This is a genomic window from Ponticaulis profundi (assembly GCF_042659465.1).
GTDB lineage: Bacteria > Pseudomonadota > Alphaproteobacteria > Caulobacterales > Hyphomonadaceae > Ponticaulis > Ponticaulis profundi.
This window is the reverse complement of the sequence record NZ_JBHSSW010000016.1, coordinates 13,774-31,128: the sequence shown is the minus strand read 5'-3', so window position 1 is coordinate 31,128 and position 17,355 is coordinate 13,774. Positions and strand designations below refer to the sequence as shown.

Here is a 17,355-nt window from a genome sequence, read left to right as displayed (position 1 = left end):
ATTATTGGCCGTGGTGACGAAGAGGAACCTGTCCTTTGGTTGGGTAGAGGCGGCAATCCGATATGGCGGGGTTTTCGGTGCAGCCGAAAAGCTCGTCTATCGGGAGATCTTCGGCCTGTCGGAGCCGACCGTCTCCCGGCACCAGGCGGAGTTCGAGATGCTGTTCGAGCAGGCCTGCGGACCGGTCTTCCTGCGTGACGAAGAGGGTCGGGTGCAGGGCGGTCGGCTGACGCTGGACGAGAGCGCCAGGCTGCCAGAGGCGCCGGTCTTCTCTTCCATACCGCGCCTGGAACGGTGGTTGGACGACATGCTGGGCAGCAGGGGGTACGTCGAGGCGGATCTCCGGCAGCCAGATCCGAACCTTGCCGTCGTGCGGACGGTGGTCCGTGCGATCCGCACCGAAACGCCCCTTCTCGTCACTGTAGATGGCGGAGGACGAGAGCAAGGTCGCCTGGTCTCGCCCCACGCCATCTTCCGCATCAAGGGACGGTTCCTCATGCGGGGATACGAACACCTGACGATGCAGTACCAGGACACTGCACTGGCGCGGATCACCCGGGTCGTCCTTGCGCCCGGGACCGAACCTTACAGGGATGCTCGGCTTGACGAGGCATGGAAGCGGTTCAGCACCGTCGTGACCCGGAGCAGGGATGTCGGGCCGGACGATGAGTCGTATGCGTTCAGCTTTGAGGCGGACAGAGACGAAGGCAACGACGAGGTCCAGGTTCGGGAGGCATTCCTCCCTTACCTCGGCGACGAGGTCGTCGGGATCCAACTGGACCCCGACCCGCTCAGCAAAGGGGATCCTGGTCGGAAGTCCAAGCCAGGCCGGTCCTGACCCAGGGATATGGGAACTTCCGTCTGCAGGAGACGCAACTATCCTGTCCGTCTTTATGGTCAGCCGGCGTTCGGAATGGAGATCCAGATCATGTCTGAAAAACGGTCACCAAGGACAGGCTGCTGCAATGCTCGAAAGACATGGAGCAGGGCTTTGACGGTCTGGAAGTCACAAGGCGGCGACGGCGTCAGAGACACGCGAACTGAACGAGGAGATGGCGTCATTCCTCCGCGCTCGTCTTGGCGACGACCAAACAGTCTCCCGCAGATAGAAGACCGGCCGAAAAGCATGCCATGGCACCGCCCCAGGGATCTTGACCAGGAAAGACGGCAGCCACCGGGCTGACAAAGCACTAGTGTGCGATGACCAAAAGGACCTGCCTCATGCAACCACTTTGCCAGCCATCTCCTAGGGAGTGCATCGGTGTCATCGCTGACACTCACGGTCTGCTACGCCCCGAGGCGCTGGAGGCTCTCAAAGGCGTACACCGTATCCTGCACGCGGGCGACATAGGCGACTCTGACCATCTTGACGCGCTGGCGCACATCGCCCCGGTAACGGCAATCCGGGGCAACATCGATCGCGGGCACTGGGCTGAGGCCCTTCCTGAAACGGTGAGCCTCACGATCAGAGGCCTGTGGATCCACATGATCCATCACCGCGAAGCTTTGCAGGCCGATCCAAGAGCCGCGGGGTGGAACGTCGTCATCTCGGGCCACTCCCACAAGCCCAGCATTAAGGAAGCCGGCAGCACCCTCTGGCTGAACCCCGGCGCCGCCGGCCCCCGCCGCTTCCGCTTGCCGATCACGCTGGCCTTCCTATGGGAAGAGGCCAGTCGACCCCGCGCGATGATCCACCCCTTGCTCGTCTGACCTAAGTGACGAGGTTAAGAAACGAATTTCGGTACTTGATACAGAAGAAGGCATGGCTACGGAGTAAGCTGACGCCTGAAAATCGGACAGCGACGGAAGCTGTGACATGAGGTTTTCTGGTGTCCAAAAACGTGGAGATCAGGAGTGCGGAAACACCCTCGAATTCGGCCAATGAGTGCTAGATCATCATGGCAAAGATTGTCATAATTGCGGAGCAATCCGATGGAGGTTCTGATGGCCACGATGAACGTCTCAATTCCCGATCCTATGAAGGTCTGGGTCGAAGAACGTGCCCGCGGGGGCAGCTTCAGCAACGCCAGTGACTACGTTCGACATCTGATCCGGCGTGACCAAGAACGCGCCCATGCGATCGGGCAGCTTCAAGCTGCCATCACGGAGGGACTGCAAAGCGGCGAACCTAAACCGTTCGATGCCTCAGCCTTCAAGGCGAAGATGCGCCGCAAGCATGCCAGCTGAGGGACACTACAACCTCAGGCTTACGCCCCAAGCTGAAGGTGACATGGAGGAGATCTGGTTGCACGGCGCGGCGGAGTGGTCCCCCGAGCAGGCAGACAGATATGTCGATGGGATCACGGCTGTCTTTGATCTGCTCTGTGCCATGCCGGGAATTGCACGAGAACGCCTGGAGTTTAACCCGCCAGTACGCATTCATCCGTCCGGAGCTCATATGATCATCTATCGGACCATTGGTGATCAACTTGATGTGCTGCGCATTCTCGGAGGTCGTCAGGACTGGCCAAGATTACTGGAAATTTTGGAATGACCTTGGCTTTGCTACCCCCATTTCCCAAAGGTCCGTTCCGGTTTGTGGCGCTTGATGTCGAAACAGCCAATAACGACCGCGGCAGCATCTGTCAGATCGGTGTCTGTTGGATGTCACCCAGAACTGACCCAGCATTGTCACCGAGATCTGACCCGCCCGGTCGTTATGCTTGCTGGTTCATGATGTGGTCAATGCTGCTGTCTCCCTCCGTTTCTTTTTCGCTGTCTCGGAGCTTGCTTTGAAGCGGTAGCTGTCGTTGCCGGTTTCGAGGATGTGGCAGCGATGGGTCAGGCGATCGAGCAGCGCGGTCGTCATCTTGGCATCGCCAAAGATGCTCGCCCACTCGCTGAAGCTCAGGTTGGTGGTAATGACGACGCTGGTGCGCTCGTATAATTTGCTGAGAAGATGGAAGAGCAGCGCACCGCCTGATGCGCTGAACGGCAGGTATCCCAGCTCGTCGAGGATCACCAATTCGGCTTTCACCAGCGTCTCGGCAATCTTTCCTGCCTTTCCTTGGACTTTCTCCTGTTCGAGCGCATTCACCAGCTCGACGGTGGAGAAGAAGCGCACGCGTTTGCGGTAATGCTCGATGGCCTGAACGCCGAGGGCAGTTGCGACATGGCTTTTCCCGGTTCCCGGACCGCCGATCAGGACCACGTTCTCGGCCGTGTCCATAAACTCGCACCGATGCAGTTGGCGCACGAGAGCCTCATTGAGCTCGCTGGCGGCAAAATTGAAGCCGGACAGATCTTTGTAGGACGGGAAGCGCGCGGCTTTCATGTGATAGGCAATGGATCGCACCTCGCGTTCGGCCATTTCGGCCTTGAGTAGCTGTGACAGGATCGGCACCGCGGTCTCGAACGCCGGGGCACCTTGCTCCATGAGGTCATGCACGGCCTGGGCCATGCCGGGCATCTTCAGGCTGCGCAGCATAATGACGAGGGCAGCGCCGGCGGGATCATGACGCATGGCGTGTGCCTCCCGCGTCCAGCGGCGGTCGTAAACCATCATACCGCGCAACATCTGCCTGCGGTTCGTTGCGCAGAGCCAGGGCTTCTGGTGGGATGATGTCCGGCCGTTCGGTAGGTGTGCCGTCTACCAACCTGTGAAGCAGGTTTAACACGTGGGTCTTGGTCGGCACACCCGCATCCAGCGCCATTTCCACGGCGCACAGCACCATCTGCTCATCGTGGTGCAGGACGAGGGACAGGATCTCGACCATCTCTCGATCGCCACCGGGTTTGCGTAGCATCTGTTTCTGCAATTGGCGAAACGCCTCGGGCATCTCGACAAATGGGGCACCGTTCCGAAGCGCACCGGGCTTGCGTTGAACCACGGCGAGGTAATGGCGCCAGTCATAAATGACGCGGCCAGGGTGCCGGTGCGACCGTTCAATGATGCGCTTATGCTCGCAAACCACGTGTCCCTCGGCCACGATCACCAGCCGCTCGGGGTAAATATGCAAACTGACGGGGCGGTTCGCAAAACTGGCAGGGACAGAATAGCGATTGCGATCAAAGGTGATCAGGCAGGTCGGAGACACTCGCTTGCTTTGCTCGACATAGCCATCAAAGGCCGTAGGTAACGGCATCAGTGCGGATTTCTCCGCAGCCCAGACATCGGCGATGCTGCCGGGCAGGCTGCTATGCGCGGCCTCGGCCCATATCGCTTTGCAGCGCTCTTCCAGCCAGAGGTTGAGCGCATCGAGATCAGGAAAAGCCGGCATTACCTGCCAGAGCCGGTGGCGCGCATCGCGAACGTTCTTCTCTACCTGGCCCTTCTCCCATCCCGCGGCTGGATTGCAAAAGTCGGGCTCGAAGACGTAGTGGCTGGTCATGGCCATGAACCGCGCATTCACGTCGCGCTTCTTGCCAGCGCCCACGCGATCAACCGCCGTCTTCATGTTGTCGTAGATCCCACGGCCGGGCACGCCTTCGAAGATCCGGAATGCGTGCCAATGGGCATCAAACAGCATCTCATGCGTCTGCAGCAGGTAGGCTCTGACCAAGAACGCGCGACTGTGAGATAACTTGATATGGGCGACCTGCAACTTGATGCGCTCGCTGCCGACATGAGCCCAGTCTTCGCTCCAGTCGAACTGGAACGCCTCGCCTGGCTGAAACACCAGCGGCACGAATGTCCCGAGATCGGTCGACTGTTGTGCGCGCTGCCGGTCTCCTTTCCAGGTCCGCACGAAGACTGCCACACGCTCATACGAGCCTTTATAGCCAAGCTGAACCAGATCGGCGTGCATCTGCTTGGCGGTGCGTCGATCCTTGCGCGATTTGCGCTGCTCCGTCACCAGCCAGCCTGACAGCTTCTCTGCATACGCGTCCAGCTTGCTTGGCCGCGCCGGGGTCTGGAACTCGGGTTCAACAACCCCCGCCCGCAGATACTTCTTGATGGTGTTGCGAGACAGCCCGGTCCGCCGCGCGATCTCGCGGATAGGCATCTTGTCCCGCAAGGCCCAACGTCGAATAACACTCAAAAATCCCATGTCGATCACTCCGATAACCCCCGACAAATCCTGTCAGGGGCAAGGTTCCACATGGGTCAGTTCTCAGTGACAATTCCGACTGCTGCTGGGTCAGTTCTCAGTGACATCCAACAGAGGCCCTTGGCGGGTTTGAGGCGATTCTCGCTGACGAACTAGAACGTGAGCTGACGGCAATCACAATGGATCCAGGTCTTTCCGCCAAACAGCGTGCGGCGAGACTTGACCAGTCTGCACAAGCTTATGAAAATAATAGAAGAAATGAGCTTGAACTTGAGGCGCGCGCTGCGTCTCTTATTGCACATGGCGACTATATTGCCCACGAAATCGAGAAGAAGCGCAAGGATGGTCGCTGGATTACTGAAGCTGATCTCGCTGGCTACGTCGCGACTGCTCTTGAGCATCTCTACCCCGCCTCACGCGTGATCTATGATCCGGGCCGATCTCTTCTGGACGTTCGCCTTGATAGCGTGGCTCGATCCTCGTTCCGAAATTGGTGCGAGACTCGCCGTGCTGATGGCGGAGAACTAGTCTCGAAAACGGAAGCTGCCAGCTTCCGGCTAGGAAAAGAAAGCTCTAGAAAGCGTCTTCCGCGGCTCACGACAAACCATCCGTTCGTCCGTTTCCTTTTTGACGGCATCGAAGATGCAGGCGGCGTACCGGAGTCGGCATTTGCCATTAGATTGCAAGCTGCGGAAATCGACCTTCCCCCCGGTTTCTATGCGGGCGTCGTCCAGGAATGGCGTTTCGGGACCGATCAAATCGATGCACGTCTAGTGTGGCGTCTTCTCGACGCTCGGTCGGGGGAGTTGCTATCTCCAGATCAGGCAGAGTCCGCGATCAGGACTGCCGTAGAGCGAGGTGCGCCACTGGCGGGCCTTCGCGAAGAGCTCGACTTGCACGGAACGGCTGATTTTCTCGAAGGGCTTGTCGAGGGTCAGCTCATGCAGGCTTTCGACGATGCTGCGGAACGTCGAGAAGATGAGTTGGAAGACAGACTGACAATCCAAATGGCATCACTGGACCGCGCGGAGACGCGTGACATTGCGCGGATCGAGCGCGTGATTGAGAAGGCTGGTTCGCGCATGGAAGCGGCGAACCGTGGCCGGCTTCGCGCGCTACAAGAGCGAATTGCCGACAGGCGCCTTCAGCTTCAACGTCGGGTCAGTTGTGAACGGGAGGCAATGACGGTCGCAGCAATTGTCATCAAAGTGGAGGAGCAACGCCAATGACAGAGCGCATGCTGCTTAAATCCTTCAAAGACCTCCTAGATCTTTTTCCCGGCGAAGCGAGCGGGCAAAAACCTTATAAAGAAAATAAGCAAAAAAAAGCGCAGGGCTCAAGCGGTAAGGTGCATTCGGCAATAAGTCACAAAACGCCTTCCGCTTCGAAAACGAGAGTAAAAGCTCCTGTAAGATCGTTGCCTCTGAGGGTAGCTAAGAAGAAGCCGCTTCCGACCAGCACCGTGACCCCAAAGGTAGAAGCGCATGCTCTTGACACAGCATCGAGAGGCCGGAATCTTTCCACGATCAATGTGGATCGAGACTCGCTGTCGGCTTTGGATCGGCGGCTTGCAGTGGGGGCGGACGTACCGGAAGATCGCCCGACAGAGGGAGAGATTGAGGCAGTCCGCCTAGGCTGGCTTTTGCCAAATTCTGTAAGATTCGGTCATAATCTTGAGGTGGCTGGTGACCGAACGGACGTGATTGTTGGTTTAGATATTGGTTCGACAGCGACCAAAATCGTACTACGTTTACCGTTTGCTGACAACGTCGGCCTCCCAGTTCCGGCGCCGGAATGGTTCCAAGCAGATGGCCATCCTTATTATTGGCGAACGCTTCTGTGGAAATCGAATGATGGCCGGTACTCTATCGAACCTTGTGCGGGGGCAATCCCAAGGGACCGGCTTAAAGTGGATCTCTTAAATTTTGGCGGGGGAGATCGCGAGACTGTCAAAGCAGCCATGATCGCTTGGATTGTTCTCGTTGTGCGACATGGGGTCGGCTGGCTCCAGAAGGAGCAGCCGGGTCTTTTTAAGAACAGCACGGTTGTGGTGGACGAAGTCAACCTCGGCATGCCTTTCTCATCAATCGCGGAGGCCCATCCAGACCAAAGGCATGTGGCGCTTGTCGCTGGTCGCATCCTCGAGTCCGGTGGAGAAGTAACCGAGGCCGCTATCCTGCGCCTTTTGGAAACGTCCAGTTCAGGAGACTGCGACCTTATCGCACTTCAGCCAGAACTTGCTGGAGCACTCCAAGGCTTTCTGACATCGCATCAACGACGCGATGGCCGCTATTTGCTTGTCGATATCGGTGGCCTAACGGTCGACACGGTCTTTTTCATCTACCGCGAGGCTGCCAACCCGCCGATTACTATTTTTGCGAAATCCGTAGAGTGCTTCGGAGCGGAGGTAATCTCTGCATGGTGCAAAGAAATCGGGAACAGTGAACGAGCGATCAAAGTCTTGGGAAGTCATATTGCGCTGGTAGCCAAGAAGGCGATCCGAGAAAAGATGGACGTCAATCCAGCAAACTGGAAGAAGCCATTCGAGCTTGAAACCATCCTTATTGGTGGCGGACGCCATTCTCAACCACATCGCTCTGCAGTGCCTTGGTGCCAGAATAGTATGACTCACCATGCGCCGCCCCTAGACCTGCGTTTGCGCGAACTGGAACCCGATCGTGACGATATTGATGTAAGGCTAGCGGCAGGCAGGGGAGTGGGTAGGCTCCTTGTAGCTATGGGACTCTCCTACTCTCGATATGACGCACCTGATATTCGCCCTCCAAGTGAGCTACCCAATGCCGTACGTTATGCGGCACGAGACCTCACTAAGAACTACATAGGGTCAGAACAGTGCTGAGTTTTTACGAACTCATTTATACGGCGCAACATGGCCGTGCTAATTTCATCTTGGCGCGTCCGAAGATCGTCGCCAGAAAGGCCAAGGCTGGAGCGACGAGTGATCAAGCGACGGGTCTATCGCAAACCGGTAAGCGGTGTCCTCACCCCACGTTCCTGCTGAATCCGTAAGCTGCGATGCGGCTTCTTGTGGAGACTTGCACGGAGGATACCACTTACCTTTATGCAGTCAGAAATAGCACCTGTCTGCTGTTCTCATCTCTCACCTGACGCAGATAATCGATCCCTCGGGTTTCCTCGGCCCTTGCCGTGTCGGCTATTGACGCTTGGCTGGCAAGTGTCATTACGCCGCTGACCTGCCACGGGTCTTTCATCCAGCCGCGACCGGAGTCCAAGGGTTGTTTACGCCGATTGGCGCAGGTTGAGCAATCGCCCGACGTGCGGAGCTTTCATCTCGCGCAGCGGGGCGGGCGATTGCGGTGGTCAGAGTCCGCGCGTAGTCGGCCGGGGTTTCGTAACCCAAAGCCGAATGCGGGCGTTCGGTGTTGTAGTCGGTGGCCCAGGCCGAGATCAGAACCCGGGCGTGGGCCAGGTTGCGAAACATGGTTTCATTGAGCAGTTCATCGCGCATCCGCCCGTTGAAACTCTCCACGAAGCCATTCTGCATTGGTTTTCCAGGCGCGATGTAATGCCATTCGACCCTGTTCTCGGAGCACCACCGCAGGATGGCGTTCGAGGTCAGTTCCGTCCCATTGTCCGAAACAATTATGCCGGGCTTCCCGCGCCGCTCGATCAGAGCCGAAAGTTCACGGGCAACACGCCGTCCTGAGATTGAGGTGTCCGGGATCGCCGCGAGGCATTCCCGGGTGACGTCGTCGACCACGTTGAGCACCCGAAAACGCTGGCCACTGGCGAATTGGTCATGGACGAAATCCAGCGACCAGCGAGCATTGGCACGGGCTTCGACCAAGATAGGGGCCCGTGTTCCGACCGCCTTACGCCGGGCCTTCCGTTTGCGCACCGTCAGGCCTTCCTCGCGGTAGAGCCGATAGATCCGGTTAATCCCGGACGGCTCGCCCTCGCGGCGTAGCAGCACGAAGAGCCGCCGATAGCCGAACCGTCGACGGTCGTTGGCCAGTTCGCGCAGACGGCCACGCAGCTCCGTATCCGGAGCACGCTGCGCCTGATAACGGACCATCTTACGATCCGCCCCGGCAATCCGGCACGCCCGCCGTTCCGAGAGCCCGAGCAAGGACCTCAGATGCGCGACCGCCTCGCGCTTCACGGCAGGCGCTACCACTTTTTTGAAACCAGTTCCTTCATCGCCGCCAAGTCCAACATCTGCTCGGCCAGCAGCTTCTTCAGCTTGGCATTCTCGTCTTCAAGCGCCTTCAACCGCTTTGCCTCCGGCACTGTCATGCCGCCAAACTTGGCCTTCCAGTTGTAGAAGGTCCCTTCCGACATGCCGTGCATGCGGCACAGGTCTGCGCACTTCGTGCCGGCCTCATGCTCGGCCAAGATGCCGATGATCTGCTCGTCCGTAAATCTCGTTCGCTTCATTGTCCGTCCTCAAGTTGGATCGGACTCTAATCGATGGTGGAGGAAAAATCCCGTAGCAGGTCACCGCTTCTCAAGCCAGCGTTCAGATGTTTTGCCTGTGCCAAAGCCGATTGTCGAAGGCCGGATCACCGCCTGCTACCAGCCGCACCATTATCCTTCTATTCCGCAATATCAAAGCTCATGGAGAATGGGTTGCACATCGCAAACGCTCCTGGCGATGTCGACGACATGGCGATGATGCGTTAGGTAAATCGCTTGCCCCCTCCCTCCAATAGCTTCCATGACTCGGCAGGCAGCACTAGTGCGATCTTCGTCAAATGTCTCAAAGATGTCGTCGCAAAAAAACGGAAGCCTGGTGCCTTGGGACACCAGCTGCTCGTGGGCCGCAGCGCGCAGCGCCAAATAGAGCTGGAAGCGCGTGCCCTTGGACATTTCGGCAGCACGTTTGCTGGCGCCGTTCCGGTCGACGGCCAACAGGATCTCGGCGTCCTTCTCGATTTGCGTGGTCAGGAACGGATAAGCACCATGCGTGAGGCTGGCAAAGCACTGCTCGGTCGCAGTCATCATCCCGCTGCGATGGCTGTCCCGATAACGGCGGATTGCATCGGAGGCAAGGTGATGGCCCAGGGACATCTCGAGATACTGAAGAGCGGTCTCCTCGAGCTGCAGCTCCAGCGTCGCCCTGCGCTCGACGAGGGCGGCAATTTCCCCGTCACCTTTTACCTGAGACAGGGCATGCTCGGCCGTGGCGCGGTCCTGTATTGCCTGTGTCAGCCTATCTTCAGCGTGCTCGAGGTCGGAGATGTTGCTGCTCAAGGCTGCGTCCAAGCCCGCCGCAGGGAGGCCGGCAAGCTGTTCGCGGGCCGTCGCGATGTCGTCGACACCCAGTTCCAACAGGACGCTGCGCTGGCGGCTGGCTAACGTGGCACGATCGGCGATGACCTGCTGCGCCCGCGCCGCGACTTGGCGCAGCAGGTCGATGTCGGTCAGGGAGGCAGAGTCTGGGAAAACGACCGCGATCGCCGCGACCTCCTGGGCAATGCGACGCATACTATCTTCATTAAAGGCCTTTTCAGTCGTGGCGGCCTCTATATCCTGATCTAGTTTCAGGACAGCGTCTCGGGTGATGCGCGCCTGCTCCGCCAAACCTTTCAATGCTGAATAGGTTTGCATGGCCGTCAGCTGGACCTCAGCGCCATGGGTCTGCGCCAAGGCTTCAACCTCGCGGGCGAAACGGTCCTGATCCGCCCGCATGGCGTCAACGCGCTGTTCAGCGGCGGCACGGGCCGTTTCATGCTCCCGCAGCGCCCGCAAGGGGTCCAGTGTGGTCATCAGGCGATCCGGTGAAATCGCATCCCCCAGATGCTCGGCGACCAGCTGCTGCCAGGCCTCGCGGGCTCTGCGCGAAGCATCCTGGGCGCTGCTGAGCCGCTCCTCTCGCTGGGCCAGATCGCGACGCGCCTGGCGCAACGTATCTTCGGCTTTGGTCCGCGTATCGGTCTGCAGGCGATCCGTTTCCGCCATCATCCGCGCCGCATTCAGCGCTCCGCCAAGGTCAACCGGATTAAACGGCAGGAGCGTTGCCAGTTCGGCTCGCAAGGCTTCGCTGCGTTGCAAAACCCCATGGTTGGCCTCCTGCGCCTCGCGTAGAGCGAAGGCCTCTTCTCTGGCTTCATCGTGCCGGGTCACCCATACCAGCCACTCTTGCGGCGATAGGCTCCCAGGCAGACCGACCTGCAGGGCCACCTCACTGACGGCATCTTCGATGCCGCTGATCTCGGCTTGCAAGGCCTTGATGCTCCGGTCCGCCTGCGCTGCACGGGCATCTGCCTCGGCTGCTGCCTGCTCGATCTGACGCAGCTGTCCCAGTTCGCTGGCCCGCCCCAGTCGTGTATCCGTTGCCGCGTCATGCCTGCGCAGCGCATCATGAAATACGGCGGCGGAAGGGCTGTCCAAGGCCGCCAGATGCTCCGACCACCGGTCTTCACGCGCCGCTAGCAAAGCCTCGGCCTCCTCATCGGAGACGATGTTCGTCCCGCGTGTCATCGCCTCTGCCTGTGCGTGGCGGGCGGCGCGATCCGCAAGGTGGTCATCGCGCCTTGCAATGGCAGCATGCAGATCGGCGCGTAGCACGTCGTGACGGTCGGCCCACTCCGTCGCGCGGACCAGGGACGAAGGACAATCCGGCACTTGGTAGAATATGACGGTGCCATGGGCCAACACCGTCAACGACCGAGCGGCCTTGGCCCTCGCGGCCTCGATGGCCTGCAGCGCGGCGGCATGCGCCGGTGCCAGGTCGTCGGCGTGGAAGCGCAGGAGGATGTCGGCGATCCGCGGAGTACCCTCCGTTTGGGGCAAACAGTCTTGAACGGCCGCCGCCGCAGCGTCCGCCTTGCCTTGGAGATCGGCCGTCTCGCGAGCTTCTGCCGCTTCGCGGACAACCGCCTCGCGCAAAGCTTCCCGGGCGCTCTCGAGTGCCGCGATACCCCCCGCCGACAGGACCAGCGACTGGGGGTCAGCCTCGGACGAAGCGACCCCAAGATCCTGCATCGCCCGTGTCATGGCAGCCTCTGCCACAAGCTGTTCGTCCTGGCGTCTCTCGAGGTCCAGATGCGCCCCGCGATTGCGGGCGCTGAGATCATCCAGATCATCCAGAGCGGTCGCAAGCGCCTCGAGCGCGGGGTTGACGGACATGCGATTTTGCCACTCCGCCAACGCGGCTAGTTCGGCGGTCAGACGATCGACATTCTGCGAAGCGACGCCGCGATCGCTGCGCAGTAAAATCAGGCGCTCAGGGTCGAAATCGAGCTGGTCGGGGTAGGCTGCACAGGGCGCAATCGCTTCCTCCAGGCTGGTGATCTCAGCCATCAGCGGAAGCGCACGCTTCTGCCTTTCAATCGTTGCACGGACGGCGTTCAAGGCGTCGCGCGTCCTGCGAGCATCCCGCTCTGCCTCCTGCGCCTTGGTCAGGTCCTTCTTGAGGGCCTTCCATGCACTGGCCGTGACATCCCGCTCCTTGATCTGCCGCTCAACCTCAGCCAGATCGCGCTTAAGATTGGCCATGCGGGTACTCCGCACGCGCTGCTTCCACAGCGTGTCGGCCTGGTCCCGGACCCCGTCCAGAACGCCGCTGAGATCGGCGACGCCCGCCGCCGCGGAAAACAGCAACCGGCCAATATCACCTTGGGCATTGGCGATCTCTTCGCCGCCACGCTCGATGGTGTCGTCGTCAAGACAGAGAAGGCGCCGGTAATCGTCCTGCGACAGGCCTGCCAGATGCGCCGATAGAGCGGCCTCCGGCAGCGCTGTTCCCGTCTCGTCCACCAAGGACCCCGCGCGCTTGGGCAGGCGGGTAAAGCGCCGTACTGCACCGCCGATCTCCAGCACGGCGGAGACCTGCAGATTGCTGCGTGCATGCTTGAAGGCATAGTCCTCGCGCAGCGGAAAACCGTAGAAGAGCCGAAGCGCGGCCTCCATCGTGGTCGTCTTCCCGGCTTCGTTCGGGCCGTAGATGATATGGAAATCCGCGCGATCGCCGCCCGGTCCGAAATCGAATGACCGGTCGGTGAAATGGCCGAAACGCTCTAGGGAAAGACTACGGATCCGCATCAGACGACCGCCCCCTTCATGCGCGCAAGAACGCGATTGGCCCCGGCCAAAGCCAATCTGTCTACCAAATCGTCCCGCGCGGCCTCGTCCGGCATTAGTCGATCGCGCAATCCGGGCGGCAGGTCCTGTAACACGGTCTCGACCTCGTCCAGGGCGGTGGCCACAAATCCAGGCTCCGTGCGGATCTGGGTCATTGTCGCCGCAAGTTCCTCGGCCGCACTGGCAGCCTCCGTGCCGGCGTCCGGCGGCGTCAGATCCAACAGAAGCTTATCGATCCACAGATCTCCGGCGGCCCGGGCGAGATTGCCTGCCTGCTCGAGCCAAACATCGTGATCTCTGAGGATCTGCCAGTGGCGCGACGGGCGGCCGCTCAGGGACAGCCGGATCACGCCGGTCGGGGCAGCAATCTGCCTGCGCAGCGCAGCAAGGTGCTGCCGCAGCATCGTACGCAGTGCCTCATCGCTGTCCGCGTCCGTGATGTTCAGATCGCTCTGTGCAAACTCGACGACGGAGGTCCGCTTTTCGCTCACGTCGATCCGGCCATGGTTGATGGTCAGCAGCGTTACAGATTTTGGCCCTGCCTCGCCAATGTCGCGACCTTGAGGAATGCCAGGCATGACGACCCAGGGCGTTTCGGAATGGATCTGACGCTTGTGGACATGCCCAAGGGCCCAGTAGTCGAAGCCCATCCCTGCCAGATCCACGACACTGCAGGGGGCATAGACGTCATGGCCTGCTGCACCACCCAGAGAGCTGTGCAGCATGGCGATGTTTACGGCATTTGGGACCGGCGCCTTGAAGCGCGGCAGCAGGCTGTCGGGGGCGTGACGGTCCGCAAAACTGACGCCGTGGATCCAGACATTCTCAGCCAACTGTTCCCGGCCGCCGCGGGCATCAAAGACATGAACATGGGCGGGCAGGTCCAGCGTACCAGTGATCGGGTTCTCGGCATCGTGGTTGCCTTTCGTGTAAAACACCTTGATCCCCGCATCCCCGAGACGATCAAGCTCACCCATCAAGAAGGCTCCGGTCCGCGCGCTGCGCTCCCGGCCGTCGAACAAGTCTCCCGCGACAAGAAGGGCCGCGACATCCTCGGAGATCGCCAGATCGACCAGCTGACTGAAAGACGCGCGCGTGGCGGCGGCAACGGCATCGCACAGCTCGGAATTTCTCATGGCAAGAGATCGAAGCGGCGAATCCAGATGGATGTCAGCAGTATGGAGTAACTTCATCACTCTTGACCCTCCCCAAGCGTACGCTCAAACTTGGAGATCATTTTAGCCTCATTTGATTGGCACGGAATCATTTCATACCTAAAATAACACGTAAAATAAGTTTATCGATTTAAGTGTGTTAGGATAATAAAGGCGTCAGCAGACGAGGTAACGGCGAGGCGCGCGATGGGCTTGGTGCGGAACTGATCGTAACTGCTGAGATTACTGTTGGCGCCATTTCCATTCGCATCAGTCCACTTGCCACCTTTTGGCGTCTTACGCGTGATTTCGACCGCGTTGGGTAGGTCAGGCGGGATATTCATGCTAGTGACCCAGAAATTTACCAAACGGGCATGGTTGAGCTCTAGACCAGCGGCACGATAACGCCCGCCGATGGTCCAGACTTCCAAATGCTCTTTTTTACTGATAGGTGTTTTTGCCTCGACCGGTTGGCCATACGTGCGCAGAAATTCGCGTATGGCAGCTTTAATATCATCAATGGTCTCTTTCATATATTGCTGTCCTCTGCCCCAAACTGTCGCTCAAGCGCTTGGCGCACTAGCCCTAAAACATAGTGCAGGTCCTGCGGTTCTGTGAGCTTTACCTCAGAGTTTCCATTCCCCCATCGGCCAACTCCCGTAACATCAACAACCATATTCTTAGGGTCCGAAAGTTCTTGAGGATTAATATTGAGAGACAGTCGCAATGCTTTGGCCTGTGGCACCACATCAACAAAATTCGTTTCAGCCTTGTAGGCAACGTAGAGCTTTAAAAATTGTTCAGTCACACAAGCGTCCAGCGTCTTTACCTCACGGCGGAAATCGTCGAATAGCTGGCGCATCTTTCCGCTTATCAGATAAGGATGATCTTCGATTGAATATCCAGTCGAGGTCTCCGCCTGTTCCTGATAGGCCTTAAGGATATCTTGAGGAAGGTTAGGCATGTCCCATACCATAGCAGCCTGCCGCGCCATCTTTTCAGCACGTACCTTGATCTCGGTCTCATTCCACGTTTCCAGCTGGCCGAGGCCTTGATTGACGCGCAGAGGGCTTTGCTTGAAGCCTCCTTCCATATCACGCTTCAGGGCAAAGGAGTTGTCGCTGTACTCGGAATTGTACCCAGTCAGCGTCAGGTTTCCGAGAGTATGCAGCCATTTCTCCTGTACTGTAGCCCAGTCATCGCCCAGTGCTTCGCGCCATTCCTTTGACAGGTTTTCATTCTGTGGTAGGATATGCTCGATCGTGTAGTCATCGACGCTGACACGCTCCTTCCTGCCGTAGTTTTCGAACTTGCGCAGCCAGTAGGAGCGGTTCCGAAAATTGTAGAGATCGCGCTCTTGAATGCGTGCGACAAACTCCTCCTCTCGGGGGAAACGGCGATACGACCGCAATTTTAAGAAGTTCGCTTTCACGCTTTCCAAGTACCTGTCTTTCTTCAGCTCGCGCCCGAAGGAAGCAAAGGTCTGGTTTAGTGAATTGGTCGGTACAGCACAGATTGCCCGACGAAAGACGTAGGCTTCGACTAATTGAACAATTTCTATAAAATCTTCGGCGGTAAGCAGGTTGGCGTCATAATCACGATAGACTTCCAGCAAGAAAGGATATGCGACATCTACCTTTAGCTCTCGCAGATCTTTAAATGAGAAGGCCAGCGTCTTGTCCTTCTCTTGTCCGAGCACTAACGCACGGTAGTAGCGAGAGAACTCCCATACTTCGCGAACAAGCTCTTCGACATCGCGATCTTTGGCGGCTTGCTCGTGCGAATAAGTCTTATAGGCGATGTAAACATCGCCTTGTCGCGGGATCATCCCGGTTACGCTAGTGAGGTAATGACGCATGAAACTGTCGAAATGGGCCACATAAGCCCCTTGACCGAACCCTTCCTCCATTTTGCGCCAGTATTGCTCGTAAAGCCGCGTTTGCAGCTTTGGCTCCAGTCCCATCAACACAAAGTTCCGAATTAAATCGGCCTGCGAAAGCTCCTTTCCAGTCGAGTTCATGCTCTCGAAAATCAGCTGCGGATTGTCATGTTCACGGCTAAGTGCAACATCGACGATCATTAGCTTGTTCAGCCCAGTGCATATCTCGGCCACCGCCTCCGGGTCCTGTTCTAGCCAACGCAAAAACAAATCGAAGTTCTCCTTTACCCGGATCGATACAGCCTCGGGCAGGTCATCTTCTGCAACAATAGAATTCAGGGTCGTACGGTCGGTCTTTGACAGGAGCAGCTTGAAAGCTCGCTCCCCATCCTCGTCTGGATCGAGCAAATAGCGGTTGCGTATCTTTTTAGCCGAGAAGCCGTCGACAGGCTCACCATTCTTTATAATCCGTGAAAGGGCGGCAAGCAGTAGCATGACCGACGTCAGGCGCTGCTGCCCGTCGATCACCAGCTGCGGAGAGCGACTGGTGTTAGTCGATAGGCTTTCTTCGACATACACGACCGAGCCAAGGAAATGCACGGGGATATGATCCCTTCGACCAGCACGGCGCACATCTTCCCATAGTTGACGGCATTCCTTTTCCGTCCAGCTGTAGGTCCGCTGGTAAATTGGGATAACAAATTGCGGGGCCTTGCTGATGAAGGCTAGAAGGTTTGCGTCGGTCGCCTTCATGCCAGCATCTTTTCTTTGATCCTATCAACAAAAGCCGAGATGGTGCCGGCCTTGAGCAACAGGATTGTGAAGGAAAAAACGATCTTTCCCTGGTCAGATTTCTTGAAACCGCCACGCAGCCAGTGAGGGATGGACCAAATGAGAGATGGGTTTACGTCGATCGTTTTCTGACTCAAGGCTGGTCTCCAGAGTTGAAGTGTAAGTCATTGCGCGCATTATGTACGCTCCAATTTCGGATTGATATAGGAAGCTCTGGAATTTCTTTACGGGCATCGCAATGGGGTGCAATTGATCGCCTTCCTCAGGCCGGCACGGACATGAGCTAGATCTGCATGCATGCCAGCAGCATCAACGCTAACACAACCATCTGCGCATTAATGTTGCATAAGTCAGATTACTAGGTATTATAATACCGCTTTGGGAGCCAGATTTTTTGCTTTGCAAACAACTTCCGCGCGTCAGATAGCGCCACAGATCGGCGCGAAAAGCCCTCCTCGGACATTAGTCTCTC

The 17,355-nt window shown here is 58.2% G+C and carries 15 protein-coding genes and 1 pseudogene; 7 read left to right on the top strand and 9 right to left on the bottom strand.

Annotated features, from left to right (window positions below; genetic code table 11):
- The first annotated feature begins 4 nt into the window (after positions 1 to 4).
- Complete coding sequence (locus ACFQDM_RS12290; RefSeq protein ID WP_377379449.1) at positions 5 to 838, top strand: hypothetical protein; 834 nt, start codon at positions 5 to 7, stop codon at positions 836 to 838.
- Positions 839 to 897: 59 nt separating this feature from the next.
- Here ACFQDM_RS12290 and ACFQDM_RS12285 read toward each other — a convergent pair whose 3' ends face one another.
- Positions 898 to 1,062 carry a hypothetical protein gene (locus ACFQDM_RS12285; protein ID WP_377379447.1) on the bottom strand — a complete coding sequence of 55 codons (165 nt, stop codon included), beginning with the start codon at positions 1,060 to 1,062 and terminating at the stop codon, positions 898 to 900.
- A gap of 159 nt (positions 1,063 to 1,221) precedes the next feature.
- On the opposite strand from ACFQDM_RS12285, the gene ACFQDM_RS12280 reads away from it, so the two are divergent.
- The 4 genes and pseudogenes from ACFQDM_RS12280 to ACFQDM_RS12265 all read left to right on the top strand — a co-directional run.
- Positions 1,222 to 1,710, top strand: coding sequence for a metallophosphoesterase family protein (locus tag ACFQDM_RS12280; RefSeq protein WP_377379445.1), 489 nt, complete (start codon positions 1,222 to 1,224; stop codon positions 1,708 to 1,710).
- Positions 1,711 to 1,944: 234 nt separating this feature from the next.
- Entirely contained in the window at positions 1,945 to 2,187 is a 243-nt protein-coding gene (locus ACFQDM_RS12275; RefSeq protein WP_377379443.1) for a type II toxin-antitoxin system ParD family antitoxin, read from the top strand.
- The gene (locus ACFQDM_RS12270; protein WP_377379441.1) at positions 2,141 to 2,494 is read left to right on the top strand and encodes a type II toxin-antitoxin system RelE/ParE family toxin; all 354 of its coding nucleotides are present in this window, start codon (positions 2,141 to 2,143) and stop codon (positions 2,492 to 2,494) included. Before ACFQDM_RS12275 ends, ACFQDM_RS12270 begins: the two co-directional genes overlap by 47 nt.
- Positions 2,491 to 2,601 (top strand): annotated as a pseudogene (locus tag ACFQDM_RS12265) (exonuclease); the annotation flags it as partial. The gene ACFQDM_RS12270 and the pseudogene ACFQDM_RS12265, both read left to right, overlap by 4 nt.
- 70 nt (positions 2,602 to 2,671) lie before the next feature.
- On the opposite strand, the gene istB reads toward ACFQDM_RS12265, so the two are convergent.
- Together istB and istA are read right to left on the bottom strand one after the other, a co-directional pair.
- On the bottom strand, positions 2,672 to 3,463 hold the full coding sequence (gene istB, locus ACFQDM_RS12260; protein WP_377379439.1) for an IS21-like element helper ATPase IstB: 792 nt from the start codon (positions 3,461 to 3,463) through the stop codon (positions 2,672 to 2,674).
- Complete coding sequence (gene istA / locus ACFQDM_RS12255) at positions 3,453 to 4,991, bottom strand: IS21 family transposase (protein WP_377379437.1); 1,539 nt, start codon at positions 4,989 to 4,991, stop codon at positions 3,453 to 3,455. Before istA ends, istB begins: the two co-directional genes overlap by 11 nt.
- 179 nt (positions 4,992 to 5,170) lie before the next feature.
- Here istA and ACFQDM_RS12250 point away from each other — a divergent pair, with 179 nt between their 5' ends.
- Both ACFQDM_RS12250 and ACFQDM_RS12245 read left to right on the top strand, forming a co-directional pair.
- Positions 5,171 to 6,220, top strand: coding sequence for a hypothetical protein (locus ACFQDM_RS12250; protein WP_377379436.1), 1,050 nt, complete (start codon positions 5,171 to 5,173; stop codon positions 6,218 to 6,220).
- Positions 6,217 to 7,851 carry a hypothetical protein gene (locus ACFQDM_RS12245; RefSeq protein ID WP_377379434.1) on the top strand — a complete coding sequence of 545 codons (1,635 nt, stop codon included), beginning with the start codon at positions 6,217 to 6,219 and terminating at the stop codon, positions 7,849 to 7,851. The genes ACFQDM_RS12250 and ACFQDM_RS12245 overlap by 4 nt, the downstream gene beginning before the upstream one ends.
- 369 nt (positions 7,852 to 8,220) lie before the next feature.
- Here ACFQDM_RS12245 and ACFQDM_RS12240 read toward each other — a convergent pair.
- The 6 genes from ACFQDM_RS12240 to ACFQDM_RS12215 form a co-directional block, all read right to left on the bottom strand.
- Positions 8,221 to 9,410, bottom strand: a protein-coding gene (locus ACFQDM_RS12240) for an IS3 family transposase (RefSeq protein ID WP_127898223.1) whose coding sequence is annotated in 2 segments (ribosomal slippage) — positions 8,221 to 9,158 and positions 9,158 to 9,410 — 1,191 coding nt in all. Because the reading frame shifts where the segments join, the coding sequence is not laid out codon by codon here.
- Between the two features lie 171 nt (positions 9,411 to 9,581).
- On the bottom strand, positions 9,582 to 13,019 hold the full coding sequence (locus ACFQDM_RS12235) for an ATP-binding protein (RefSeq protein WP_377379432.1): 3,438 nt from the start codon (positions 13,017 to 13,019) through the stop codon (positions 9,582 to 9,584).
- On the bottom strand, positions 13,019 to 14,251 hold the full coding sequence (locus tag ACFQDM_RS12230) for a metallophosphoesterase family protein (RefSeq protein ID WP_377379479.1): 1,233 nt from the start codon (positions 14,249 to 14,251) through the stop codon (positions 13,019 to 13,021). Before ACFQDM_RS12230 ends, ACFQDM_RS12235 begins: the two co-directional genes overlap by 1 nt.
- 104 nt (positions 14,252 to 14,355) lie before the next feature.
- On the bottom strand, positions 14,356 to 14,745 hold the full coding sequence (locus ACFQDM_RS12225; RefSeq protein WP_377379430.1) for a hypothetical protein: 390 nt from the start codon (positions 14,743 to 14,745) through the stop codon (positions 14,356 to 14,358).
- Positions 14,742 to 16,844, bottom strand: coding sequence for a GmrSD restriction endonuclease domain-containing protein (locus ACFQDM_RS12220; protein WP_377379428.1), 2,103 nt, complete (start codon positions 16,842 to 16,844; stop codon positions 14,742 to 14,744). Before ACFQDM_RS12220 ends, ACFQDM_RS12225 begins: the two co-directional genes overlap by 4 nt.
- The gene (locus tag ACFQDM_RS12215; protein WP_377379427.1) at positions 16,841 to 17,020 is read right to left on the bottom strand and encodes a hypothetical protein; all 180 of its coding nucleotides are present in this window, start codon (positions 17,018 to 17,020) and stop codon (positions 16,841 to 16,843) included. Before ACFQDM_RS12215 ends, ACFQDM_RS12220 begins: the two co-directional genes overlap by 4 nt.
- Between the last annotated feature and the right edge of the window lie 335 nt (positions 17,021 to 17,355).

Coding starts and splice junctions, on each gene's coding strand:
- ACFQDM_RS12220 (WP_377379428.1), bottom strand. CDS start 16,844: ATGAAGGCGACCGACGCAAACCTTCTAGCCTTCATCAGCAAGGCCCCG.
- ACFQDM_RS12275 (WP_377379443.1), top strand. CDS start 1,945: ATGGCCACGATGAACGTCTCAATTCCCGATCCTATGAAGGTCTGGGTC.
- ACFQDM_RS12250 (WP_377379436.1), top strand. CDS start 5,171: ATGGATCCAGGTCTTTCCGCCAAACAGCGTGCGGCGAGACTTGACCAG.
- istA (WP_377379437.1), bottom strand. CDS start 4,991: ATGGGATTTTTGAGTGTTATTCGACGTTGGGCCTTGCGGGACAAGATG.
- ACFQDM_RS12285 (WP_377379447.1), bottom strand. CDS start 1,062: ATGACGCCATCTCCTCGTTCAGTTCGCGTGTCTCTGACGCCGTCGCCG.
- ACFQDM_RS12270 (WP_377379441.1), top strand. CDS start 2,141: ATGCCTCAGCCTTCAAGGCGAAGATGCGCCGCAAGCATGCCAGCTGAG.
- istB (WP_377379439.1), bottom strand. CDS start 3,463: ATGCGTCATGATCCCGCCGGCGCTGCCCTCGTCATTATGCTGCGCAGC.
- ACFQDM_RS12235 (WP_377379432.1), bottom strand. CDS start 13,019: ATGCGGATCCGTAGTCTTTCCCTAGAGCGTTTCGGCCATTTCACCGAC.
- ACFQDM_RS12245 (WP_377379434.1), top strand. CDS start 6,217: ATGACAGAGCGCATGCTGCTTAAATCCTTCAAAGACCTCCTAGATCTT.
- ACFQDM_RS12225 (WP_377379430.1), bottom strand. CDS start 14,745: ATGAAAGAGACCATTGATGATATTAAAGCTGCCATACGCGAATTTCTG.
- ACFQDM_RS12230 (WP_377379479.1), bottom strand. CDS start 14,251: ATGAAGTTACTCCATACTGCTGACATCCATCTGGATTCGCCGCTTCGA.
- ACFQDM_RS12280 (WP_377379445.1), top strand. CDS start 1,222: ATGCAACCACTTTGCCAGCCATCTCCTAGGGAGTGCATCGGTGTCATC.